Raw genomic sequence first — 25,694 nt, 5'->3', positions numbered from 1 at the left:
TCCTCATATACTTTTTGCAGGTACCCCTACAACTACATCATTATCCTTAACATTATTAATGACAACTGCACCAGCCCCTACTACCGACCCCATTCCAATTTTTTTGTATTGAATGATTGTAGCACCTGTACCTATCATTGCACCTTCTTCTATTTTTACAAACCCTGATATATTTGCATTCCAAAGAAGTGATACGTAATCTTTTAAAACAGAATTATGCCCGATTCCACACTTTGGACTTATGATTACATGATTTTGAATTTTTATATTTGTAGTTATAACTACTCCTGGATAAATTATTATCCCTTCTCCTATTTCTACTGTTTTAGATATAAAAACACTCGGATGAATTATATTTGCATATCTATATTTATCATCTATAAATTCTACTAATTCTTTTTTTATTTTATAATTAGAAATCGCAATAATTATATAGACCTCTTTAGGAAAAGATAATAATATATCTCTACCTCCTAGAACCTTATAATTGTTTATATTTTTACCCCAAATCTCTTTGTTATCATCTAAAAACCCCTTTATATTCCAAGTCTCTTCTGATTTGTTTATCTCTTCTATTATCCAAAGTACTTCTCTTCCTACTCCCCCTGCCCCAATAATAATTAAATCCTTCATAATTCTCCTTTAATTTAGCCCAGTGAATTTAGAAACTGTTATTTCACCAGCTCCGCTTATACCCTCTCTTTTTAAAACTTTGTAAATAGTTAAAAAGAATATCTTTATATCAAGTTTTAAGCTCCAATTATCTACATACCAAACATCCAACTTAAACTTTTCGCTCCACTTTAAATTATTTCTACCATTAATTTGTGCAAACCCAGTAAGACCTGGTAATACATCATGTCTTCTTATCTGCTCACCATCATAAAGTTTTAAATATTCAACTAATAGTGGTCTTGGCCCTATTAAGCTCATATCACCTTTTAATATATTAAAAAGTTCTGGAAGTTCATCTAAACTTAAACTTCTAATAATTTTCCCGAATTTAGTTAATCTTAAATAATCAGGTAAAAGATTATTTTTATCATCTTTTAAATCATTCATAGTTCTAAATTTATACATAGTAAATACCCTGTTTTTAATTCCAACTCTTTCTTGTTTAAATATAACAGGGCTACCAAGCTTAAATTTTATTAAAATATATAATCCTAAAAATATCGGGGATAATATGATTAATGCACAAAGAGAAAATATTATATCTAAAATCCGTTTTAAATTATTCATACTTTCTCCTTATAAATTACTCTTCGTACTAACGAAATTACCTTTTCTTGCTCTTCTTCTGTCATCTTAGTATCAGAAGGTAAGCAAACTCCCTCTTTAAAGATTTGTTCTGAAATAGCTTCATCCCCCTCTTTAAAAAACATATACTTTTTATATAGTGGTTGCATATGCATAGGTTTCCATATATGTCTAGCTTCTATATTCTCCTCATTTAATTTATCTATTATATCTTTTGGATTCACTTTAGAATTATCATTTATCCTTATACAACTAAGCCAAAAATTAGGGCTCCCATATTCTCTTATTGGCATCATAGAAATCTCTTTTAATTTCTTAAACCCATCTAAATACCTACAGAAAATTTCCTTTTTCTTTTTTATTCTGTCTTCTAGAACTCTTAGCTGACCTCTTCCAATCCCAGCTAAAACATTGCTTAGCCTATAGTTATATCCTAATTCTTTATGCTGATAATACGGTTTATTCTCCCTTGCTTGTGTTGCTAAAAATCTTGCTTTATTTATACTTTCTATATCTTCTGAAATCAGCATTCCTCCACCTGATGTTGTAATTATCTTATTTCCATTAAAAGAATAAATTCCATATTTACCTATAGTTCCAGTCATTGTTCCTTTATACATAGCTCCTAAACTTTCTGCTGCATCTTCTATGATTGGAACTTTATATTCGTCACATATCTTTTTAATATTATCCATATCAGCAGATTGTCCGTATAAATGAACTACTATAACAGCTTTAGGTAATTTATTGTTTTCTCTTGCAAAATTAAAAGCTTTCTCTAAAGCTTTATATGACATATTCCAAGAGTCTTTCTCAGAATCAATAAAAATTGGAATGCCTTTCTCATACAAAATAGGGTTACAACTTGCTGCAAAAGTAAGATCAGAACAAAACACATAATCTCCTTCTGAAATAGAAAGTAGCTTTAAAGCAAGGTGTATAGCAGATGTTCCAGAAGATAGTGCTAGCGCCCCTTTGCTTTTAACATAATCTAATACTTCATTTTCAAACTCATCAACATTTTTTCCAAGTGGAGCTATCCAGTTAGTATCAAATGCTTCTTTTATATATTCTTTTTCTAAGCCTCCCATATGAGGTGATGATAGATAAATCCTATTGTTATTCATATTTCCCCCTTATGAAATCTTTTTAAATTTCCCCTTTTCATTAACGTCTTTAGGATCCTTAAATGTTTTTACTATTTCTTTTAATTTTTTCTTTAATAACTCTTTATCATTACTAATAGCTATATTTAACAACTCTATAATTTGATTTTTTAATATTTTGTAATCATAGTTTTCTGTAGTTTCTATAAATATCTTTTCATTTTTAGTTTTATTAAGAGAACTATCCATTAATAGTTCCTCATATAATTTTTCTCCTGGTCTAAGCCCTGTTATTTCTATTTTTATATCTTTTTCTGGTTCAAAACCTGAAAATTTAATAAGTTTTTTAGCTAAATCGTATATCTTGACAGGCTCTCCCATATCTAAAACGAAAATTTCACCACCCTTTGCAAAAGCACCAGCCTGTAATACTAATTGTGCAGCTTCAGGTATTAACATAAAATACCTTATTATATCCTTGTGAGTAATAGTTACTGGTCCTCCATTTTTTATTTGTCTTTTAAATAAAGGTATAACGGAGCCATTACTCCCAAGAACATTTCCAAACCTTACCGCTACAAAATCAGTACTGCTTTTTTTATTTATAGATTGAATTATCATTTCGCATACCCTCTTAGAAGCTCCCATTATATTAGTTGGGTTCACTGCTTTATCAGTTGAAATAAGTACAAATTTTTTAGCATTAAACTCACCTGCTATCTCTGCTACGTTTAATGTCCCTACCACATTATTTTTTATAGCTTCACTAAAGTTATCTTCCATTAAAGGAACGTGCTTATGAGCTGCCGCATGAAATATTACATCTGGTCTGTGCTCTCTAAAAACATCTCTAATTCTACTTTTATCTCTTACAGAAGCTATAATGGTTTTAAGTTCTAAGTCCTTAAATTTATAAGAAAGCTCATTTTGTATATCGTAAGCATTATTCTCGTATATATCTAATATAAGTAACTTTTTCGGACTAAACTCTGCTATTTGCCTGCAAAGTTCAGAACCTATAGAACCTCCACCTCCAGTTACTAATACAACCTTATCCTTTAAGTAACTTGAAATATATTCTTTATCTAATTTAACTTCATCTCTTCCAAGTAAATCCTTAAGATCTACATCTCGTATCTTACTAATTGAAATCTTTCCATCCATAATTTCATAAACCCCAGGAATTATCTTTATTTTTGCTTTAGTTTTTTGACATTCTTCAATAATTCTCTTTTTAGAGCTTGAAGATATTTTTGATATAGCAATAATTACAGTTTCTATGTTGAACTCCTCAACTACTTTTGTTATTTCCTTTGTACTTCCTACAACTTTTATCCCCATAAAAAATTTTCCTATTTTATTTTTATCATCATCTACAATACAGATAGGCTTCATATCCATCTGGTTGTTTTTAATCATTTCATCAATAACAATTCTTCCACAAGAACCTGCTCCTATTATCAATATTCTTTTTTTAGATTCACACTTTCTATAGCTATTCCTCATAGCAATTCTTCTAAAGACCCTATATGAAAGCCTAAACCCAATACACGTAAAACATATAAATACAACACTTACCAAAACAATTATCATAGGAATAGGTTCTTTAAATAAGTAATTAGTTCCTATTGAAATTAAACAAGCAGCTAAGGAAGAGGATAAACCTCGCATAACTTCATCTATACTCGCATTTGTCCAAAGTGTTTTATACATCTTAAAAAAGTAAAAAAGACTAATATAAATAAAGTTTATAAAAATCATCATATAGATGCTCTCTTTAAATAATCCCTTTGGGAAATTCAAATCAAACCGTATTATAAAACTAAATAAAAAAGATAAATTTATAAATAAAAAGTCACTAAAAATCAAAATAGGAACTCTATACTTTCTTAAACTATTCAAAATACCCACCCCCTTTTTATTATTTCCTATTTAAAATTGGTTACAATTATAGGTATATTTACTTCTTAGTCAAATTATTATAATTTTTTTATCTTTTTTATTATTTTTTTAGTGAAGTTCTTAAACTTTACTTCTGTAAATCTAAAATAAAAAAGAACTAAAAATTAGTTCTTTTAAAATTCATTGATTATTTCTTTCAATCCATTATTTTGCCAATTCCAAAAATCTTTACACATATCCTTTAATCCTTTTTTTGCAACCCACCCTAATTCTTCATTAATTTTTTTAGGAGAAGCATAGGATACACCTACATCACCTTTTCGTTTCTCTACTATTTTATAGTTTATTTTCTTTCCTGAAATTTTTTCGAACTCTTTTATTACCTCTATAACACTATATCCATTTCCAGTCCCTAAATTATAAACTTTTAGTTTATTGAATTTATATATATTATCGATTATGATAGCATGTCCCTTTGCTAGATCAACAACATGTATATAATCCCTAACTCCCGTACCATCCTTTGTCTCATAATTATTTCCAAAAACATTCAATTCTTTTAATTCTCCCGCTGCTACTTTTGAGAGATATGGCATTAGATTATTTGGAATACCATTTGGTAATTCCCCAATTAATCCACTTTCATGAGCTCCAACTGGATTAAAATACCTTAAAATTGCAATTTTCCAAGCATCATCAGATTTTGCTAAATCACTTAATATTTTTTCTGTAATAACTTTTGTTTTACCATAAGGATTTTTAGGTTCCTTTAATTTAAATCCCTCCTCTATAGGCATTATTTCCTGTTCCCCATATACCGTAGCTGATGAACTAAATATAAAATTTTTTACATTATTTCTTTTCATTATATTTAATAATGTTACCGTTCCTCCTATATTATTATCATAGTATTTTAATGGTTCTTTTACCGATTCCCCTACTGATTTATATGCAGCAAAGTGAATAACTAATTCTATTTTATTTTCTGTAAATACTTCATTTAATTTCATTTCATCCTTTATATCAATATTATAAAATTTAATTTTCTTAAAAGTTATCCTTTCTAGCCTATCTAATATAGCAATATTGCTATTGCTTAAATTATCAATTATAATAACCTCATTATTCTTGTTTTTCATCAATTCTACAACAGTATGACTCCCTATATATCCAAGTCCACCTGTGACTAAAATTTTCATAATCTCCCCACCTCTCATTATTTACATCTATTTCTATGCAAAGCTAGTCCAATTTATTATTCACCTAATAATAAGAAGTTCTTATAGTTTTTATTGTTATAATGTTATAAAATAGAAGTGATTGATTTTTATGGAGGAATTATGGTGAATAAAATAAAAAATTTAAATAAGAAAAAAATTATTATCATAGTAGTAAGTGTTATACTTCTAGTATTAATTTCTGGCTTTTCTTACCTTTATTACCTTTTAAGTAAGCCAAACAAAATCGAAATAGACGAAAGTAAATTAAGTATCAACACTTCTTTAGATAAAAATGCTAATGCAGAAGTTACAAACATAGCACTGTTTGGAATAGATGCACCTGAAGGGGTTCGCGGAAGATCTGATGCTATAATGATTCTTTCAATAGATGAAACTCACAAAAAGCTTAAGCTTTCTTCTATTATGAGAGATTCTTACGTTAATATCGAAGGTTACGGAAAAGACAAGATAACTCACGCTTATGCTTTCGGAGGAGCTGAACTTGCTATGAATACTTTAAATCAAAACTTTGATTTAAATATAAGTAGATTTATTACAGTTAACTTTACTACTCTTCCAAAGATTATAGATGCACTAGGAGGTATAACAGTTAATATAACTGAAGCTGAGATTAAATATATCCCTGGAGTTACTCACTCAGGAACTCAGACTCTAAACGGTGCTGAAGCTTTAGCTTATTCTAGAATCCGTTATGACGGGGGAGATCAAATGAGAACACAAAGGCAACGTAACGTTTTAGAAGATGTTTTTGGTAAACTTGTATCAACTTCACCTACTAAAATCCCTAGCCTTTTAGATACTATGCTTCCTTTAGTAGATACAAACATTTCACCTACTGAATTTATGTCTTTTGGAACAGATGTATTAAGTATGAAACCTAAAAAGATAAATGAAAAAATGTTCCCTTGTGATACTCATAGAAAAGGTGAAATGATTAAAGGAGTTTCTTATCAAACTTTTAATATAAAAGAAGAAACTAAAGAGATTCACGAATTTATATACGAATAAATTCTGTTTCTAAAATGAAATCTATTGTTTTCATTTTAGAAACAAATTCTATTATAAAAACTGTTAAAATATTAAAGGATTTAATTTTTTAGAAATATATTAATCCTTTTCAAGTGTTAAAATATAGTTTGGAATAATTTTAAGGAGGACAAATTATGAGAGATTCTAACGTAGATACTTCAAATAAAAGATCTGCAAACAAGAAACCTAAAAGAAAAATGTCAACTACCAAAAAAGTTTTATTAGGAGTTTTAATAGCTCTTATAGCTATTATAGTTGCAGGTGGAGGATATGCTTTCTACCTTTTAAGTAAAACTAATAAAGTCGATTTAAATAAAGAAAACTTAGGAATGAATTCTGATTTAGATCAAAAGTACGATACTAAAGATTTTACAAACATAGCATTATTCGGAATAGATGCCCCTAAAGGGCAGCCTGGTCGTTCTGATGCTGTAATGATTTTAACTATAGATAAAAAGCATAATAAACTTAAGCTTTCTTCTCTTATGAGAGATAGTTACGTAGACGTTAAAGGTCACGGCAAAACTAAACTTACTCACGCTTACGCTTACGGCGGACCAGAACTTGCTATAAATACTTTAAATACTAACTTTGATCTAAATATAGATAAGTTCGTTACTGTTAACTTTAGTTCAATGCCAAAGATTATAAACGAACTTGGTGGAGTAGATATTAGTATAACTAACGGAGATTTAAAATATATAAACTTCTATATAGACGAGTTAAATAAAATAAATGGTACTAGTGCAAGTCATGTGACTTCTACTGGAATGCAAAACCTAAACGGAATTCAAGCTACTGCTTATTCTAGAATTAGATACGACGGCGGAGATCAAATGAGAACTTCAAGACAAAGAAACGTTTTGGAAGCATTATTCTCAAAACTTATAAAAACATCGCCTACTAAGCTTCCTGGACTTTTAAGTGAACTACTTCCTTTAGTAGATACTAATATGTCTTCTACAGAGCTTTTAGGAATAGGAACAGACATATTAGGAATGAACGTTAGCACTATGGAACAAAAGATGTTCCCAAGTGATGAAAACGGGCACGGCGAAATGATTAAAGGAGTTTACTATCAAGTAATTAATAAAGAAGCTGTAACTAATAATATGCACAAATTTATATTTGAAGACTAAAAAAATGCATCTCGAAGGAGATGCATTTTTTATTTAAGTATTATCATTACTATGTTCTGGTAATGCTTTATTTTCATAAATATAATCTTGAATCTGTTTTAAGGTAGTCTTTCTATCAAAGACAAGATACCAAACCTTGTTTATTATCTTTCCTTCACAATAACCGTTTAAAGGGAATCTAGCTGATTCTAATCCATTACTCATTAAAGGAATTACATCAGTAGCAAGTCCTATTAATTCAGAACTTGACATATTAGTCTTTACGTAAGGTAAGAAGCTATCTATAAACCCTGGTATTTCTGTGATGCTTATATTTTTAACCTTATTAAATATAGCATCTAATACTGTTCTTTGCCTGTTAGTTCTTTGATAATCTCCCCCAGTGGCATGCCTTATTCTAGAATAAGCAAGCGCCTCTTCGCCATTTAAGTTTTGTTTTCCCGGATGAGTTACTCCTGAAATATGAGATATTTCCTCTTTAGTGATATCTATCTCTACTCCACCTAATTTATCAATTATTTCTGGCATAGACGTAAAGTTAACTGCCATAAAATCTTTAATATTAAGTTTATAATTTTCATTAAGAGTTTTAATAGCTAGCTCAGGGCCTCCAAAGGCGTACGCATGAGTTAATTTATCATCTCCATGCCCTGGAATATTAACATATGAATCCCTCATTATTGAAGTTAATTTTAATTTCTTATTTTTTTCATCAATAGTAAGTACCATAACAGAATCGGATCTTCCGACTTTACCTTGAGGTGCATCTATCCCAAACAACGCAATATTCTTTATTTTTGACTTTTCTTTATCATTTTCTATACTTTGATCTATGGATAGATTATCCTTGTTTATTTCTACCTTTTCAACCTTATTAAGCTTAGAATTTATATAGAAAAATCCTCCGCCTATTGTCAAGGCTATTATTGCAATTGTAATCAGTATTATAATCTTAAGTTTACTGTTATTTCTCAAAGTTTACCACCGTCTCTCCAAAATATTACCTTTTATTTAAGTTTCCAGGCAATAAATTTTTTTATTCCTTCTTTAAAGGTAGTTTTAGGATTATATCCTAACATTTTCTTTGAATAACTAATATCAGCGCATGTTCTATTTACATCTCCTGGTTGCATTGGTAATCTGTTTATCTTAGCTTTCTTTCCTAACACATCTTCAATTATTTCTACCATTTCTGTTAATGAAACTGTCTTATCTCCCCCTATATTAAATATTTCAAATACGCTTTCATCTCTATTTACATAATTAATACTAGAAACTATTCCTTCAACTATATCTTCTACATAAGTATAATCTCTTGAAGTAGTACCATCTCCATAAAATGGTATTTCTTTATCTTCTAATATTAATCTTGTAAATTTATTTATTGCCAAATCTGGTCTTTGTCTTGGCCCATACACTGTAAAAAATCTTAAGCAAGCTATATTCATATCAAATAAATGATGATATGTGTGACACAAAAGCTCCCCACTTTTTTTTGTAGCTGCATATGGAGATATAGGATTGTCTACTCTATCAACTTCAGCAAATGGGACTTTCTCATTATTGCCGTATACTGATGAACTTGATGCATAAACAAACTGTTTTACATTATTTTCTCTACATCTCTCTAAAATGTTAACAGTACCTGTTATATTAACATCATAATATAACGTAGGGTCTTCTATCGAAGGTCTTACTCCAGCCATTGCAGCTAAATGCATTATTGAATCTATTTTATTAGTAAATACCTCTTTTAGAAAATTATTATCTCTAATATCACCTTCAAATACTATATAGTTTTCTGATGATATATTATTTTCTAAACATGTTTTTTTAACTTCTTCTACATTATTTCTTTTTATATTTGGGTCATAATAATCGTTAAAGTTATCAATAATAAAAACTTTATTTCCCTCTTTTAATAATCTCTCACTTAAGTGAGAACCTATGAATCCTGCTCCGCCTGTAATTAATATATTTCTCATAATTTCACTCCTTATATCTAGTCTCTATTAAATAAATCTCTAGTATAAACTTTTTCTTCTACGTCAAATAAATCTTTTGATAATCTATTTGATACTATAACATCACAAACTTCTTTAAATTCTTCTAACTCTTTAATAACCTTTGAGTTAAAGAAATTATCTTCCTTTAAACTTGGTTCATAAACAACAACTTCTATTCCCTTTGACTTTACTCTTTTCATTATCCCTTGAATTGATGATGCTCTAAAATTATCTGAATCTGTTTTCATTGTTAACCTATAAATACCAACAGTTTTAGGCTCCTTCTTTATAATTTGATCTGCTATATGATCTTTACGTGTCCTATTAGCATCAACTATTGCACTTATTATATTGTTTGGTACGTCATCATAATTTGCTCTAAGTTGCTTTGTATCTTTTGGTAAACAGTATCCTCCATATCCGAAAGAAGGATTATTGTAATGAGTTCCTATTCTTGGATCAAGTCCTACTCCTTCTATTATTTGCTTAGTATCCAATCCTCTAAGTTCAGCATATGTGTCTAATTCATTGAAATATGCTACCCTTAATGCTAGGTAAGTGTTAGAAAAAAGTTTAACTGCTTCAGCCTCAGTACTATTAGTGAATAATACTGGAATATCTTTTTTAATTGCCCCTTCTTTTAAAACATTTGCAAATTTTTCTGCTCTTTCTGACTGCTCACCAACTATTATTCTAGATGGATATAAGTTATCATATAAAGCTCTTCCCTCTCTTAAAAACTCAGGTGAAAAAATTATATTATCTGTATCAAACATTTCTCTAACTTTCTTAGTGTATCCAACTGGTACTGTTGATTTTATAACCATAGTCGCATCTGGATTTATAGATAAGACATTTGCTATAACTGCTTCAACAGTTCTTGTATTAAAGTAATTCAAGTCTGGATCATAATTTGTTGGTGTTGATACTATAACAAACTCCGCATTTTTAAAAGCTTTAAACGCATCTGTTGTTGCCACTAAATTTAATTCTTTCTTGCTTAAATACTCTTGTATCTCCTTATCCACTATCGGGGATACTTTATCATTTATCATATCAACCTTTTCTTGAATAATATCTAGTGCTATAACTTCATTATTTTGTGCTAATAAAATTGCATTAGATAAACCAACGTATCCAGTTCCTGCTACTGCTATTTTAGTCATACTATATTTCCTTCCTTTTTCTATATTATTATCCCTGAAATAGATATACTATCTATTTATTTTATGGTTTTACGATTTTACTTTATCATCTTTTTTATGTTACCTATTTCTTCTCTCTTTATTATAATAAAATCACCTAATTTTAAATTATACTTATTCTTAAATGAAAAAATCATTATTATTCCGCATAGTAAATATGAAACAACTGAAGATAATGCCGCCCCTTTTATTCCATATAATGGTATGGTTATATAATTCATTATTACATTCATTATTACTGAGCTAGCAAGAACATAGAAACTAAATCTTTGTTTACCTATCGCTAAATATTGGGTGTTAATTATCTTGAAAAATATCATAGGTATTGTCCCAACTAATAATATTGCAGAAACTCCATATGAACTCACATAACTTTCTCCATAAAATAATGAAACAAAACCCTTTCCTAAACAAACAAACCCTAAAATAATAATAATACTTATATATACATTAATTTTAATACTCATCACTATTTGTTTTATTGGATCGCTTTTTGAAGTTTTGCTAAATAATACTTCCTTAAATGCATCTGGGATTACCCATAACATTGAAGCTAATGTTACCCCTACACTATAAATTCCAATTTCACTATCTGATACAAAAGATTTTAATAAAATTATATCTATATTATAGTTAAACGTAGTAAGTAGAGCCGTAATCATAGGGAAAATGCTGAATTTAACCACATTTCTTAAAGAAATAATTTTATTGCCTTCTCTTCTAGGTATCAATTTATAGCTTAAAACAAGTAATATCGTTTTAAGAATATTATAAATCATTAAAATACATATCAGTAATTCTATATTATGATTAGTCATAAAAAAACTTACTGATAGCATAAACGTGTATACTACAGATGTAATAAGAACTATTTTGTTTCTATTATTTATATTTGATACTAGGCTTACAAAATCTATTTGATTACCGAATTGTAATATTATGCTTATAATTATTACATATATTGGTGTTTTATTATTTAACCAGAAAATAGCTACCATTCCAGCTAAGAAATATATAATCCCCTGGAAATATATTATATTTATAATTTTTTGTTTAACATCTTGTCCATATTTCTTCATAAAATATGGCAATGAAGATGCAATGTTAAACCCAATTATTATTGTTACTATATTTGATATATTTAATATATAAGCATATTCTCCTTTTAATGTTGGACCTAAATAACGATTTATTAAAATAGAATTTATGAATGACAGTCCAACAAAAATAATTTTTGTAGCTACTGATATTAAATATTCATTTCTTTTATTAAACATTCTACCCACAACTTTCAATTTGAATTTATTGACCGACTTAGTAATAGTATTCAATACTTTTTATACTTAAATTTTCTATAATCTTAAGTCTACTTTTTTGCTGTTAGCTTCTCTACTAAAAAACTTATAAATAAAAGCATACTAAATACAAACAATATTGACCTAAATAGAACAAACGGAGTATACAGATACCATCTAAAACACATAGCAACAAGTACTAACTTATATAGTCTTATATAATTATTGGAGCTTGCGAATAATTTTCTAATAATATATCCTAATAATACACCTGCACAAATTACACCTACAAAACCAAACCAAAAATAAAACCACGAAAAATAAAATCCTCCACCTTTATTTAACAAATAATTATATGCAACCGCACCAACATCTGCATTTCTAAAACCTCCACCCATCAATATTCCACCTAAGAAATCTAAAAAATAAGTTGAAGTATTTGGTATTAAATCATGTACATTTGCTATACTAATTCCTGTATAATAGGATTGAGATACTGTATCTGATAAAAACGCTGTCATTCCATATTTAGATAAATATAAATCTTTCATAGCTGAGAATGAATATGATAATCTATATATCGATATAATATTAGAAGCAAATATCCCCCCTATAGCAAGAAAGCTTAATCTCTTTAAATTCAATCTATAATTTTGTATTAAAAATATTATTACTATCATCGGAAATGCAGATGAACGATCTCCCCTTATAAGAGCTTGTAATATATATATAAATGCATATAAATACATATAACTCTTTTTCACCTTAGAATTCCCACTATAAAACCATACAACAATAAAAATAACTAAGCAATATTCATATATTGTTTGTGTATTACTATTATAGGTACTTCCTCTTGTCGATCCATATCCAAAGTACCAAAATATAATTAGAACTACTAATCCTATATAAAATATATAGTCATTCTCTTTTTTAATTATTGGTTCATTTACCGTTGAACGTATTTTTTTTAAGTATTTACTATTAATCATTATGTTTAATACAGCCATTATAGCCAGTATACATTTTGCACCTATTGCATTATATTCTGATAACCTAACTGCCATCTGCCAACTTAAAGTTTCTTGACCTAATGATTGTCCTATTTGTAGTAAATCTCCAATTGAAACTGACAAATTTATATATGTTATTAAACCAAATAAGACTAAGAGTTCCGTACTCTCTCTAACTTTTATAAGTTGATATAGTGAAATGAAAATTATACACATCCCTAAATAACCTAATGATTGACTCGAATTATCTAATAAAAATATGATCAAAAAAGCTAAAACCGATACTATAACATCACTATACATAGTTAATGTGTTTTTAAGCTTTATGTCTAAACTATTTATTTTCATATGTCTCTCTTTCACCTTCTATATTTAATTATAATTAGCAATATTATCTACATCATAATTAACTTTATTACTTATATAATTCTAGTAAATTTAACTATAAACATATAAATTATATGTAGTCGACTATTTCCGAATTATATTTAATCAATTTTTCTTCCTCAATTTCAATCTGTGGAGCACCTCCAACTTCATTAACATATTTCCCTGCTACAGCCTCTTTTTTACTTGCACCTGATAAATACCATTCATATTCAATGTCTAAATGCCCAATATCTATAGCTTGATATCCTTCTTTCCCCAAATCGTAAGCCAAAATAGTCGCCGTTGGACCTAGTGCAATAAGAAATATTACCTCGTTATCAAAATATTTTTTTGTAACCTTATATATCTTCTCATATTTCTTAAACGCATTTTCTGCTGGTGCTATAATTCTTTTTATGCTTTTAGCACTCCTTAACAAATCGTTGCCTACACCAAACCTTGTTTTGTTTCCTTCTATAATAACTACATTTTTCCCCTTCCAAACTTCCTTCCACTTTCTAAATATAAGTTCACTATCATTACTTTTACGTCCATTATATACTCTAGTAATCAGCGCATCTACATATCTATTGTCTTCGTTCACTAAATCCATCCATCGCTTGTAGTACTTAGCTAAATGCGCATTTCTTGATTCTATTCTTTTTTTAGAATATTGATCCATATTACCAAAAAAATCTGGAATTCCTATTAAAACCCATTCAGAATTTGAATTAAATACTTCTTTTAATCGCCTACTTAGTTCTTCAGAATTTTCTTGCCCAAAATATCCTTTTGAATCTCTATACATCCATGATATTTCTCCATCTCCAAATCTACATAATGATTTATTCTGAAATGTTAACATATTAAATGTATCCTCCATTGAGTAAAACTCAATAGGTTTAATTTTATCTTTTATAAAGTAAAATCTTAATGAGTTCATTTTCACAAGTGGAACCGAAACAGTATAATGATAAATCTTAAGTATTATTTTTCCTATTTTTCTATTTATAAGCTTATATTTTATCTTTATAAGACTTGAGTTTTTATTCATTTTCACCCCTCCTTATTAAATGTTAGAATAATGTTTTTACATTATTCTAAAAGTTCTATATATTTTAAAATTTAATAAATTTCCCTCAATAAAACAACGCCCCCATGACTTTATATTAAATTAAGATTTTATACATTATACTAATTTTATTTCTAACCAAATTCTACTTAAACATCCCTCATAGGATTTGTTGAACATTTATGTATAGTTTAACCAGTATATCAAAATCCTAATATAGAGTTATCTTTAGTTACGAAAGTAGTTCCCTAGCTCTTATAGTTCTACTTTATGAATTACATATTATAATTTTTGCATCAATACCCTTATAATAATTTAAGTCCACATAACGAACTTAATCATTTAGATTATGTTATTGATATTACTCGAAAGTAACTATATACAATTTTTATATTATACTTCCCACTATGATTGTCACTAGTTTATTTATAAATTTAATGTTGAATGAATCTTTTATATGAATCATATAATGTATTTCTTTTCTCATCCAAATGTGATAATTCAAATTCATGAGCTTTTTTAAAATTCTTCTTTGCATATTCCATCATATTCGCTGAAGCTAACCTCTCCAATATATTACATATATCTTTAACATTTCCATTATTAAATATAACTTCTTCTTGTAATAACTCTGGAATTCCAGCAGTTGTTGATCCTATTGCTGGACATGCCCTACTTAATGCTTCAATTAATGCTCGAGGTAATCCTTCTTGCTTACTAGGTTGAGCATATATATCAATTGAATCTAACCAATCAAATACATCTTCATGTAACAATAATCCTTTAAACCGTACTTTATCATTAAGATCTAATTTATCTACTATTTCCTTCAAATAAGTTGTATCTCCACCTCCGACTAATTCATATTCAAAATTATATCCCTTTTTGTTTAATTCATATATTGCTTTAATGACATATTCTTGCCCTTTATATTTTACATTTACAGCCGCAGTTGTTCCAATAATAAAAACATCTTTTTTATCTTTTGTTCTTATTTTTTCTAATCTTTTATCTAAAACGCTATCTCTAAGTAAATTCAAATAAACATTCGAAGCCGCTATAGATTGACAGTCACAAGGATATCTACGTTGTAACCATCTTTCTGTAACATAAGATGCAAAACTAGCATTTCTCACACCTTTTTTCTCATTTAGAAACATATATGGAGCAATAATTTTCCCTAAAAAACTATGATTCCAAAATGCATCCCAAGCGCATCCTCCAACTTCAACCATATACTTTTTATTTGTTTTTCTTGCTGCTTTAATAGTTATATCGCTAACAGTGCTTGGCATCCTTGCGAATATTAAATCAGCTTGCCCAACTTGTTCTAATATTATTTTCTTATATTTTTTCTTTTCAAAGAAAAATCCCTTTAATGAATTTAAGTTCCCTATTTCAACAAACTCTAGACCTTCTAAATCTACCTTTTTTAAGGCTGCCTCTTCATAAGTTTTATCTAAATGGTATGTTCTTATTACTACTACTAATTTATCCACTACCCTAAAATATCTAGAAAACATCTCTGATGTTATTGTAGTATTACAATATACTCCATTTATATCTCTATACATAGGTCCATCAAAACTAAATAATCCAACCATATTTTACCAACCCTACTTTGCTTTTAGTTTTTATTTATTCTTTCCCATTTTTTAAGTTCGAAATTATATTTCTTAATAATTTCGGCCGGAGAACCTGCTACAATAGAATTGTTCGGGATATTTTTATTTACAATAGAATTTGCACCTACTATACATCCATCACCTATCATAACGCCTGGTAAAACACATGCATTCTCACCAATCCACACATTGTTCCCTATTTTTACAGGTTTAGTATAAAGACTTCTTGAATCTGGAGGAATAGTAGGTGATGAATATTCAAATTCTCCTGAATAATCCCCATGGTTAATATCGCTTATATATATTTTAGAAGCCATCAAACAGTTATCTCCTATAATAACATTTTCACCTGCTGCTATATGCACATAATCTCCTATCTTGCAATTTTCACCGATTATTAGTTTTTTAGAATTTCCTAATCCGGTATCAAATATCTCAATCCTACAATTATATCCAGTTGTAAATCCTTTTCCATAAGAAAAAAATTTTTTTCCTCTAACATAGACCGGCCTTCTAATTAATCTAGCATCTTTAAAGCATAATTTAGTGTATATTAAAGAAAAAATATTTTTTAATATTTCACTTATACCATAACTATTTTTCATGTGATTCTCCTTTTAATTTCTTTATACTATTAAATAAGTTTCCATCCCCATTTTTTAAAATATACTATCATTGACTGTATTGTAATTTTCGCATATTTAAAACTTTTATGGCTACTCCTTTCCCATGCATGAATTACTCTAGCATTTGGAAAAAATATTGCTTTAGAAATTTGATTAACCCTTCTCGTAATATCTGCATCTTCTAAATACATAAAGAATGATTCATCAAATCCTTTTATTTTTTTATAAATGTCAGTTCTAAAAATCATGAATGACCCTGATGCATACTCTAACTGCATAATTTTGTCATAACCTGTTTCTTTCATTATATATTTATCTTGTCTTTTCTTTAATAAATTAGGCGATACTCTCCTAATTAACATATCAAAAACCGTAGGATTTGTTTTACATAGGTATTGAATAGATAAATCTTGACTTAAAATTAGAGGTGATAACATTCCCACATCTTTATTTTCCTCAAAATACTCAACCATAATTCTAATTTGATCACTATTTTCAATTGTTATATCTGGATTTACTACAAAGTGATACCTCGAATTAACTACATCGATTATAGCATTATGTCCATGTCCAAATCCTTTATTTACCCCTAGCTCAACAACCTCAATATTTCCTTTAATATCCTTTACTAACTCGACTGTATTATCTGTAGAGTTATTATCAATTATATATAATTGATAACTATATTCCTCTGGGATATTACTTACTATACTCCTTACAGTATCCTCTATTATTCTAGAATTGTTATAAGTAACAATTGCTAAACTTAAATCTATATGCTTCATTACTACATACCCCTATCTCTATCTTTTATATATTAAATTTCCAAAAACTTTATTTATTACATTGGATCTTTTACCTATTAACTTTATCATTAATCCAATAGCCTCTGATAAATAAACTCTTCTCCCATTTTCTTCTGCTAACCTCTTAACTAACATACTTGTGTTTGTATACTCATCATCTTGTGGCAGAAAAACACCATGAATTTCACAATCTACATATTCTTTTATATATTGGCATAATCTATCAATATCCAACATGCTACGTTTATTCTCAATCATTGGAAATATTGGTGTTTTCAGAGCTAATTTTTTTAATCTAGCATAATTTCCTGGACAATTGGGCCCATAAATCATAGGAGGTCTTAAGATAACTACTTTAAAATTCAAACAATTTAACCGATTTAGTTCTTCTTCTGCAAGTAATTTGCTCTTCCCATAAGTTGATGTAGGATTAAATTCTGTATTTTCATCAATAATAACTTCTTCATCTATCCTGCCCTCTAGTCCGTATATTGCCATTGTGCTCATTTGTATAAACTGGTTTACACATTCGGACTTAGCTTTTTCAGCTATTTCAATAGCTAAATCTTTATTAACTTTATAGTATAAACTCTCATCGATTTTCTTGGAATTAAGGTGCACAATACCTGCTACATTTAATATAACATCATATCCAAGAAATGATTGCTGCCTCCAACTATCATTTTTCACATCAATAGTATCTACTTTATATCCATCACCATATTGATATATCCATCTCTCAAAACTTGTTCCTACATAACTATTCGCACCTGTAATAAGTATATTTTTCATTCTTTCACCTGCTTTTAATGCTTCCCCTCTTGAACTCCACTACCTTTAATAACGCTTAATACCGTCATCCAAATTATTTTTATATCAAAAAAGAAAGTTTTATTATCTAAATAAAATTTATCTAGTTCAACTTTATCTTTTAAATGAATCTCATCTCTTCCGTTTATTTGAGCCCATCCTGTAAGTCCTGGAACTAACTTCTCAATTCCATATTCTGTTCTCATCTCTTTTAAATCTTCTTGATTATAAAGAGCTGGTCTTGGCCCTACTATACTCATATCACCTTCTATAATATTTATAAGTTGTGGTAACTCATCTAAACTTGTTTTCCTTAAGAACTTACCTATTGGAGTTATCCATTGTTCGGGATTTTCTAATAGATGCGTTGCAACATTTGGCGTATCAATCCTCATAGTTCTAAATTTTAATATATTAAATTCAATATTATCCTTACCTATACGTCTTTGTTTAAAAAATATAGGTCCCGAAGATGTTAATTTAATAATTACACTTATTATAATTATTATTGGTAAAAAAACTATAATCGCTAATAAGCTCATTATAAAATCAAAAATTCTTTTCATAACCTACTCCTAACCCGTAATACTTTCGAATACTTCTTTCTTATTTAACTCTTCTGGTTCTTTATATGTTGGAACAACTTCCTTCATTCTATCCTTTAACGATTCTCGATCTCCGTTAACTGCAACAAATAGGAGCTCTTTAATCTCACACCTTAACTGCTGAATTTCAAAGTCTGAAGGTGCTCCAATAAATATTTTTTTATTTTCTGTTTCCGTAAGTTCACCATCCATAAGCAATTCTTCATATAACTTTTCACCAGGGCGAAGACCTGTAACTTTAATTTTTATATCCTTTTCAGGCTCAAATCCTGATAGTCTTATAAGTTTCTTTGCTAAATCGTATATCTTAACTGGTTCTCCCATATCAAGTACAAATATCTCTCCACCTTTTGCATAAGATCCTGCTTGAAGTACAAGTTGCGCTGCTTCTGGAATAAGCATAAAATACCTTATAATCTCTTTATGAGTTAAAGTTACCGGTCCTCCATTTTTGATTTGATTCTTAAAAAGTGGTATTACCGACCCGTTACTTCCTAGTACGTTTCCAAACCTTACTGCAACATAATCAGTTTTACTCTTTTTATTCATAGCTTGTACTATCATTTCACAAAGCCTTTTAGTCGCTCCCATAATATTTGTAGGATTTACTGCTTTATCTGTCGAAATCAGTACGAATTTATCTACATTAAACTCATCACAAGCCTCACAAACGTTAAGCGTTCCGACAACGTTATTTTTAATAGCTTCCTCTGAGTTATCTTCCATAAGTGGTACGTGTTTATGCGCAGCTGCGTGAAAAACTACATCAGGGTTATATTCTTTAAATATTTTTCTTATTCTTTTTTTATCCCTAACTGATGCTATTATTGTAAAAAGATCTAAATCTTTATAGTTCATTATTAGTTCGTTTTGAATATCGTAAGCACTATTTTCGTAGATATCTAAGATTAAAAGTTTCTTAGGTTTAAAGTTCGCTATTTGCCTGCAAAGCTCAGACCCTATAGACCCTCCTCCTCCAGTTACTAGTACAGTCTTACCTTCTAAATAGCTTGAAACCCCGATTTTATCAAGTTCTACTTCTTCTCTCCCTAAAAGATCTTTTAAATCTACGTCTCTCATTTTTGATAGTGAGATTTTTCCTCCCATTATCTCGTAGACTCCAGGTATTATTTTTATCTTTGCTGAAGTCTTTTGACACTCTTCTATTATTTCTTTTTTATTTTTAGCTGAAGTACTAGAAATAGCAATAATTATAGTATCTATATTTAAATCTTCAACTACTTTTTCGATATCGTTCCTGTCTCCTACAACTTTTACCCCTTGAAGGTATTTCCCTAGTTTATTTTTATCGTCATCTATAATAGCAACAGGTCTCATATGAATCTGCTTGTTTTTATACATCTCGTTTATAACCATATGCCCGCAAGCTCCAGCCCCTATTACTAAAACCCTTTGACTTGCCTTTTTAACCTTTACACTTCCGTATATAGCTAGTCTTCTATAGATTCTATAAGATAATCTTAAGCCTACTACCATTAAATATATCAGTGCGCTACTTAAGATTACTATACTGTTAGGTAACCTATCTGTTAGTATATTATTTAAACCTACTGTTATAATACCTGCTATAGTGCAAGCAAATAAGCCTTTGACAAACTCATCTATACTGGCGTTACTCCAAAGAGTTCTATACATTTTAAATATATATAAAAAAATTATATATATTATAATGAAAATTGGTACTAATTTGAAATAGCTAACTATATATTCTTTAGGAATATCAAAATCAAACCTTACTATAAACCCGAATATAAAAGCTAAGTTTATAAAAATAATATCCGCTATTATTAAAATAGGCACTCTCGCTTTTCTTATTTTATCCATTAACACCGTCCCCTTAAATTAGAAAAATATAAATTTTTTCTTAGTCTTTATAATTTCTCCTTCGAATTCTATCTCTGAATTCTCTATTAAATCTATTGAATTCTTTTGAAGTATCTTCCAATAATTTTTATAGATAGAGTTTAATTCTTCTATCCCGTCTTTAATCCCTGTAACTCTATTAATATTATTATGTGCATCCGATCCTACAAAGCTATATATTCTGTGCTTTGAGAGTTTTTCAGCAGTCTTTTTAACTTCCTTTCCGAAATCTCCCCTAAGACTTCCGACGTTAAGCTGAAAAAGACACCCTTCGTCGATGAAGTCATTAAGAAAACTAGGGTCTTTCATAACGTCTCTATACCTTTCAGGATGTGCTACTATAGGTGTTATTCCTAAAAGGTTAAGTTCGTACATACAATCCAATGCTTCTTGCTTATCTATCTTACTCATAGAGAACTCTATAAGCATATAACGACTGTTATTAATAGTCCCTATAATGCCTTTTTTATAAAGTTCTAATAACTCTTCAGTAAAATAAATCTCTTGCCCTGCGTATACCTTACCCTTTAGGTTTTCTTCGTCTATTAATTTATTTATCCCTTTTACTATTTCTTTAACTTCATCATATGTAACTTCAAAATGTCCTTTTTTGTAGTGAGGGGTCGCAACTAAATGCGTACTTCCCTCACTGAAGCTTCTCTTTATCATCTCTAAAGAGTCTGATAGCTTCTTAGCTCCGTCATCTATTCCCGGAAGGATGTGTGAATGAATATCTATCATAACTTCCTCCTTAATGTCCGTAATAGTAATAATACTTCTCTTTAGTGCTTTCTCCACCATTTAATACTACTCCTAGAATCGGTGCATTTACCTTTTCTAAAAGTGCCTTCGCAGCTAGTACTGAATCTTTTTTAGTCCTTTCAGCTCTAACTACTAAAACTAAACCGTCAGATTTCTTTGAAAGAATCTGAGCGTCAGTAACAGCGTGAAGCGGAGGACTATCTAGTATTATTACGTCATAAATAGTCTCAAAATATTCTAAAAGCTTATCCATAGTTACTGACCCTAAAAGTTCTGAAGGGTTTGGAGGTAACTTTCCAGCTGAAAGAACGTCTAAGTTTTCATTTCTTTCTTGAATGGCTTCTTGTATCTTTTCTTTATTTATGATTACATCAGATAACCCTAGAGTGTTAGATAGCTTAAACTTCTTATGTACACTAGGTTTTCTTAAATCGCAATCTATTAATAAAACTTTTTTATTATCCTGAGAGAAGGCTAAGGCTAAGTTTCCAGCTGTAGTAGATTTACCTTCACCTGGTTCTGCGCTAGTTACTACTATCCTTCTTATTTCTTTATCTATAGAAGAGTATTGAATGTTAGTTCTTAATACTCTGTATTTCTCTGCTGAGATTGACTTTGGTTGTGCTTCAACTATTAACATACTCTACCCTACCTTCTTTTCTTGCTACTTCTTTTAATATCTTTTTCACTCATTTCTGGAATTACTCCTATAACTGGTAACCCTATAATCTTTTCTAACTCTTCTTTAGTTTTAAAAGTGTTATCCATAAATTCTAAAAGTAAAGCTAGTCCTATACTTACCATTAACCCTAAGATAAATGCTATAGCTATATTAAGCTTTTTATTAGGACTTACAGGTTCTTCTGGCACCTGAGCTTTTTGAATTATTTGAACGTTACCATTTTTAATAAGAGTTTTACTATATTTTATAAATTCATCTGTTACTGAAGTGACTACATTTTTTGCAGTATACGGGTCTGTATCTTCGTATGAAATTTCTAAGATTTGAGTGTCAGCTCTAGGAGTGACTACTAATTTTTCTAAAACTTTCTTAGACTCTCTATCTATATGAGATTTTGTTAAGGATTTAGATATTAAATCATCAGTTTTAATAACCTCTGAATAAGTACTTATTAACTTTTGATACATCATTACATCATTACTATTATAATCTTGATTATTATTTTCTTGTTTTCCTATAAATAATTTCGTCGTAGCCTTGTATTCAGGCTTAATTACAAATAAACTGATTAATCCTGAAGCTAAAGTGAAAAGAAGAGTTATTAAAACTATCATCTTCCACCTTTTTTTCAGGGAATCAATTATTTCGCTAATATTGATATTTTCTTCGTTCATTAAAATTCCTCCATCTCTGACTAAATCAAAACCAATTAAAGCCAATAATAATTTTAACACCATTACTTAAGTTTTTCTTGAAATTTTTGTATTTTCTATTAAAAAATTTAATTTTCTAATTTATTTTTGTTAATTTTTATTATAATTTTAAATTTTTATAAAAAAATGATTTTTTCGACTTTAATTACCTTTTATCATACATAATTTGCAAACAAAAAAAGCTAAGTCTTTTTCTTAGCTTTTTTATTTTTAATTTATTATCGAGTTTTTTTCATTAAATCTTTACCTTTTATTAATAATTTCTTTTATACCTCATTTTACCAGTTCGAAAATTATATAATTTCATCATCTTGTATAAAATGTTCTATTGTTATATAACTTCCTATATATCCACATCCATTCTTAATTAACCCCTTCATAATTTTTAAGTTTTTAAAGGCTGATTCCACATTGAAATCAGCCTTTACTATACTAATCTTCTAAAATTATATCACAGATTCTATTTGCATCTTCTAAACTTAAACCAGCATATAGAGGAAGTGTAATAACTCCATCAGCTATTTTTTCTGCTATAGGAGTACTCCCACAATCAAATTTTGATTTATAGCATTCATGACTATTTATAAGTGGATAGAAGTATTTTCTAGCTATTATATTATGTTCTTTAAGCTTTTCAAAAACTTCATCTCTAGTTAATTTGAAACCATCAAAAAAAACTGGATAGTAAGCATAGTTTTCAGTTGAATTAATTCTTCTATTACTTAATTTAATTCCTTCTATACCTTTTAATCTTCTGTTGTACTCTTCTGCAACTACTTTTCTTTTCTGTATTTCTTCATCTAAATGTTTTAAGTTACAAATTCCCATAGCTGCTTGGAATTCATTCATTTTAGCATTCCCACCTATATATTCAATAGTATCCGGACCAGTAATTCCAAAATTCTTTAAATAATCTAATCTTTGTTTTAGATTTTTATCCTTCAAAATTACAGCTCCACCCTCAATTGTATTAAATACTTTAGTTGCGTGAAAACTGAACATTGATGCATCTCCAAGTTTAGAAACACTTTCACCATTTATTTTAATTGCAAACGCATGTGCTGCATCATATATAACTTTAAGATTATATTTTTTAGCTATTCTATCAATTTCTTTAAAATCGCATATATTACCATAAACATGTACTGGAACTATAGCACAAGTTTTATCTGTAATTAGCTCTTCAATTTTATTTACATCAATAGTATAATCCTCTGGATTTATATCACAAAAAACTGGAGTTAATCCATTCCTAACTATAGCATGAGTAGTTGATGCAAAAGTAAATGGAGTTGTTATAACTTCTCCTTTTAAATCTAATGCCGCTATTGCACTCTCAAGTGCTAAATGCCCATTAGTAAATAAATTTACATTATCAACATCCATATACTTCATTAGTTCTTTTTCTAATTCCTTATGTTTAACTCCCATATTTGTTAACCAATGAGAGTCCCATATTTCTCTTATCTCTTCTATATATTCTTCAAAATTTGGCATAGAAGAACGTGCAACTAAAATTGTTTTTTCTTCTGAACTCATCTTATTCCCCTCTTAACTCTTTGAATCTATTAAGTTCCATCTCTTTTTTATAATCTTCAAATAAATCTTTAACAGTATATTTAGGCTCATATCCTAATTCTTCTTTAGCATTTGTAACATCCATTAAAAATCCACCTGAACTTATTTTTTCAGGTCTATAAATTATTTCTGACTTATTATCCTCTGGAGAAAAGACTTCTATAATAGCCTCTATTTGCTCTTTAAGAGTAACTGGGATACCTGTTCCAATATTGTAAAAACCTTCTTCTCTATCTGCTTCAATAGCTTTACATAACATTTGGCTAAAATCATATACGTGAACCATATCCTTTGAATAATTAGGATCTCCCCATAACTCTATTGGCTCACTATTTTTAGCTTTGTTTATCATTTGATAAAGCGGTCTCATTGTCTTTTTACCATTTGGATAATAGTATTGGAATGGACTATAGTTATATATTGTAGGTAATCTAAAAATGAATTTCTTTAAACCAAACTCTTGGTGATAATGCTCTATTAACTCTAAAGCAGTATTTTTTGATATTACATATACAGCATGATCACCTGTATAACTAAAGTTTCTGTCTAAATCTGGCTTTAACACAACACCTTCTTTAGCGTGTAGTGAAATATCAAATACAGTTTGAGTATACAAAATTCTATCTGCTTTAGTCTTTCTACAATACTCTAATACATTAAAAGCTCCTATTACATTTGATTCTATGTAATCTCTTGGATTGTAGTCATCCATATATGATGGTATCTTAGCTGCTAATAACATTACAGCATGTACATTTTCCTTAGGCAATCTTTCAAAATCTTCTTCTTTAGTTATATCGACTTGAACATATTTAATCCCTAAATCCTCAAATACATTTGCACTTCTTCTTCCACTAGCAATAATCTCATATTCATCTGAGTTAAAATACTCAGTACAATATTTAGTTAAGTATGATCCGACATTACCTGTAGCACCAAAAATTATTATTTTCTTTTTCATGAAAT

General features: G+C 28.9%; 24 protein-coding genes. 2 read left to right on the top strand and 22 right to left on the bottom strand.

Annotation, left to right across the window (positions count from 1 at the left end):
* Positions 1–3: 3 nt before the first annotated feature.
* From INR60_RS08360 to galE, 5 genes are all read right to left on the bottom strand, one after another.
* The gene (locus tag INR60_RS08360) at positions 4–633 is read right to left on the bottom strand and encodes an acetyltransferase (protein ID WP_194191062.1); all 630 of its coding nucleotides are present in this window, start codon (positions 631–633) and stop codon (positions 4–6) included.
* 9 nt (positions 634–642) lie between these two features.
* Positions 643–1,242, bottom strand: a complete 600-nt coding sequence (locus tag INR60_RS08355) for a sugar transferase (protein WP_194191061.1) — start codon at positions 1,240–1,242, stop codon at positions 643–645.
* A complete protein-coding gene (locus INR60_RS08350; RefSeq protein WP_194191060.1) occupies positions 1,239–2,387 on the bottom strand; it encodes a DegT/DnrJ/EryC1/StrS family aminotransferase in 1,149 nt (382 codons plus the stop codon). The genes INR60_RS08355 and INR60_RS08350 overlap by 4 nt, the downstream gene beginning before the upstream one ends.
* 9 nt (positions 2,388–2,396) lie before the next feature.
* The gene (locus INR60_RS08345) at positions 2,397–4,277 is read right to left on the bottom strand and encodes a polysaccharide biosynthesis protein (protein WP_338015010.1); all 1,881 of its coding nucleotides are present in this window, start codon (positions 4,275–4,277) and stop codon (positions 2,397–2,399) included.
* A 164-nt stretch (positions 4,278–4,441) separates the two neighbouring features.
* Complete coding sequence (gene galE, locus INR60_RS08340; protein WP_194191058.1) at positions 4,442–5,467, bottom strand: UDP-glucose 4-epimerase GalE; 1,026 nt, start codon at positions 5,465–5,467, stop codon at positions 4,442–4,444.
* Positions 5,468–5,608: 141 nt separating this feature from the next.
* Between galE and INR60_RS08335 the strand changes: the two genes are divergently transcribed.
* Both INR60_RS08335 and INR60_RS08330 read left to right on the top strand, forming a co-directional pair.
* Entirely contained in the window at positions 5,609–6,517 is a 909-nt protein-coding gene (locus INR60_RS08335) for an LCP family protein (RefSeq protein WP_207729548.1), read from the top strand.
* A gap of 155 nt (positions 6,518–6,672) precedes the next feature.
* Entirely contained in the window at positions 6,673–7,677 is a 1,005-nt protein-coding gene (locus INR60_RS08330) for an LCP family protein (RefSeq protein ID WP_194191056.1), read from the top strand.
* Between the two features lie 33 nt (positions 7,678–7,710).
* Here the strand turns inward: INR60_RS08330 and INR60_RS08325 are convergent, their stop codons facing one another.
* The 17 genes from INR60_RS08325 to INR60_RS08245 form a co-directional block, all read right to left on the bottom strand.
* Positions 7,711–8,652: an LCP family protein gene (locus INR60_RS08325; protein ID WP_194191055.1), complete on the bottom strand. Its 942-nt coding sequence runs from the start codon at positions 8,650–8,652 to the stop codon at positions 7,711–7,713.
* Positions 8,653–8,684: 32 nt separating this feature from the next.
* Complete coding sequence (locus tag INR60_RS08320) at positions 8,685–9,662, bottom strand: SDR family NAD(P)-dependent oxidoreductase (protein ID WP_194191054.1); 978 nt, start codon at positions 9,660–9,662, stop codon at positions 8,685–8,687.
* Between the two features lie 17 nt (positions 9,663–9,679).
* Positions 9,680–10,849 carry a nucleotide sugar dehydrogenase gene (locus tag INR60_RS08315; protein ID WP_194191053.1) on the bottom strand — a complete coding sequence of 390 codons (1,170 nt, stop codon included), beginning with the start codon at positions 10,847–10,849 and terminating at the stop codon, positions 9,680–9,682.
* 77 nt (positions 10,850–10,926) lie between these two features.
* Positions 10,927–12,165, bottom strand: coding sequence for an oligosaccharide flippase family protein (locus tag INR60_RS08310; protein ID WP_194191052.1), 1,239 nt, complete (start codon positions 12,163–12,165; stop codon positions 10,927–10,929).
* Between the two features lie 89 nt (positions 12,166–12,254).
* Positions 12,255–13,544, bottom strand: coding sequence for a hypothetical protein (locus tag INR60_RS08305; protein ID WP_194191051.1), 1,290 nt, complete (start codon positions 13,542–13,544; stop codon positions 12,255–12,257).
* Positions 13,545–13,653: 109 nt separating this feature from the next.
* Positions 13,654–14,619 carry a GT-D fold domain-containing glycosyltransferase gene (locus INR60_RS08300; protein WP_194191050.1) on the bottom strand — a complete coding sequence of 322 codons (966 nt, stop codon included), beginning with the start codon at positions 14,617–14,619 and terminating at the stop codon, positions 13,654–13,656.
* A 452-nt stretch (positions 14,620–15,071) separates the two neighbouring features.
* Positions 15,072–16,241, bottom strand: coding sequence for a glycosyltransferase (locus INR60_RS08295; protein WP_194191049.1), 1,170 nt, complete (start codon positions 16,239–16,241; stop codon positions 15,072–15,074).
* A 23-nt stretch (positions 16,242–16,264) separates the two neighbouring features.
* The gene (locus INR60_RS08290) at positions 16,265–16,867 is read right to left on the bottom strand and encodes a DapH/DapD/GlmU-related protein (protein ID WP_194191048.1); all 603 of its coding nucleotides are present in this window, start codon (positions 16,865–16,867) and stop codon (positions 16,265–16,267) included.
* A 29-nt stretch (positions 16,868–16,896) separates the two neighbouring features.
* Positions 16,897–17,673: a glycosyltransferase family 2 protein gene (locus INR60_RS08285; protein ID WP_194191047.1), complete on the bottom strand. Its 777-nt coding sequence runs from the start codon at positions 17,671–17,673 to the stop codon at positions 16,897–16,899.
* Positions 17,674–17,691: 18 nt separating this feature from the next.
* Positions 17,692–18,486 carry an NAD-dependent epimerase/dehydratase family protein gene (locus INR60_RS08280; protein ID WP_194191046.1) on the bottom strand — a complete coding sequence of 265 codons (795 nt, stop codon included), beginning with the start codon at positions 18,484–18,486 and terminating at the stop codon, positions 17,692–17,694.
* Between the two features lie 14 nt (positions 18,487–18,500).
* Positions 18,501–19,070 carry a sugar transferase gene (locus INR60_RS08275; protein WP_194191045.1) on the bottom strand — a complete coding sequence of 190 codons (570 nt, stop codon included), beginning with the start codon at positions 19,068–19,070 and terminating at the stop codon, positions 18,501–18,503.
* A gap of 9 nt (positions 19,071–19,079) precedes the next feature.
* Positions 19,080–20,954 carry a polysaccharide biosynthesis protein gene (locus tag INR60_RS08270; protein WP_194191044.1) on the bottom strand — a complete coding sequence of 625 codons (1,875 nt, stop codon included), beginning with the start codon at positions 20,952–20,954 and terminating at the stop codon, positions 19,080–19,082.
* Between the two features lie 18 nt (positions 20,955–20,972).
* Positions 20,973–21,734 carry a tyrosine-protein phosphatase gene (locus tag INR60_RS08265; RefSeq protein WP_194191043.1) on the bottom strand — a complete coding sequence of 254 codons (762 nt, stop codon included), beginning with the start codon at positions 21,732–21,734 and terminating at the stop codon, positions 20,973–20,975.
* Positions 21,735–21,744: 10 nt separating this feature from the next.
* On the bottom strand, positions 21,745–22,395 hold the full coding sequence (locus tag INR60_RS08260) for a CpsD/CapB family tyrosine-protein kinase (protein WP_194191042.1): 651 nt from the start codon (positions 22,393–22,395) through the stop codon (positions 21,745–21,747).
* Positions 22,396–22,403: 8 nt separating this feature from the next.
* Positions 22,404–23,111 carry a YveK family protein gene (locus tag INR60_RS08255; protein WP_194191041.1) on the bottom strand — a complete coding sequence of 236 codons (708 nt, stop codon included), beginning with the start codon at positions 23,109–23,111 and terminating at the stop codon, positions 22,404–22,406.
* 471 nt (positions 23,112–23,582) lie between these two features.
* On the bottom strand, positions 23,583–24,689 hold the full coding sequence (locus INR60_RS08250; protein WP_194191040.1) for a DegT/DnrJ/EryC1/StrS family aminotransferase: 1,107 nt from the start codon (positions 24,687–24,689) through the stop codon (positions 23,583–23,585).
* Between the two features lies 1 nt (position 24,690).
* Complete coding sequence (locus tag INR60_RS08245; RefSeq protein WP_194191039.1) at positions 24,691–25,689, bottom strand: NAD-dependent epimerase/dehydratase family protein; 999 nt, start codon at positions 25,687–25,689, stop codon at positions 24,691–24,693.
* Positions 25,690–25,694: the final 5 nt, after the last annotated feature.

The sequence above is a fragment of the Clostridium chrysemydis genome, assembly GCF_015234215.1.
GTDB classification, from domain to species: domain Bacteria; phylum Bacillota; class Clostridia; order Clostridiales; family Clostridiaceae; genus Clostridium; species Clostridium chrysemydis.
This window is presented reverse-complemented; position numbering and strand designations above follow the sequence as displayed.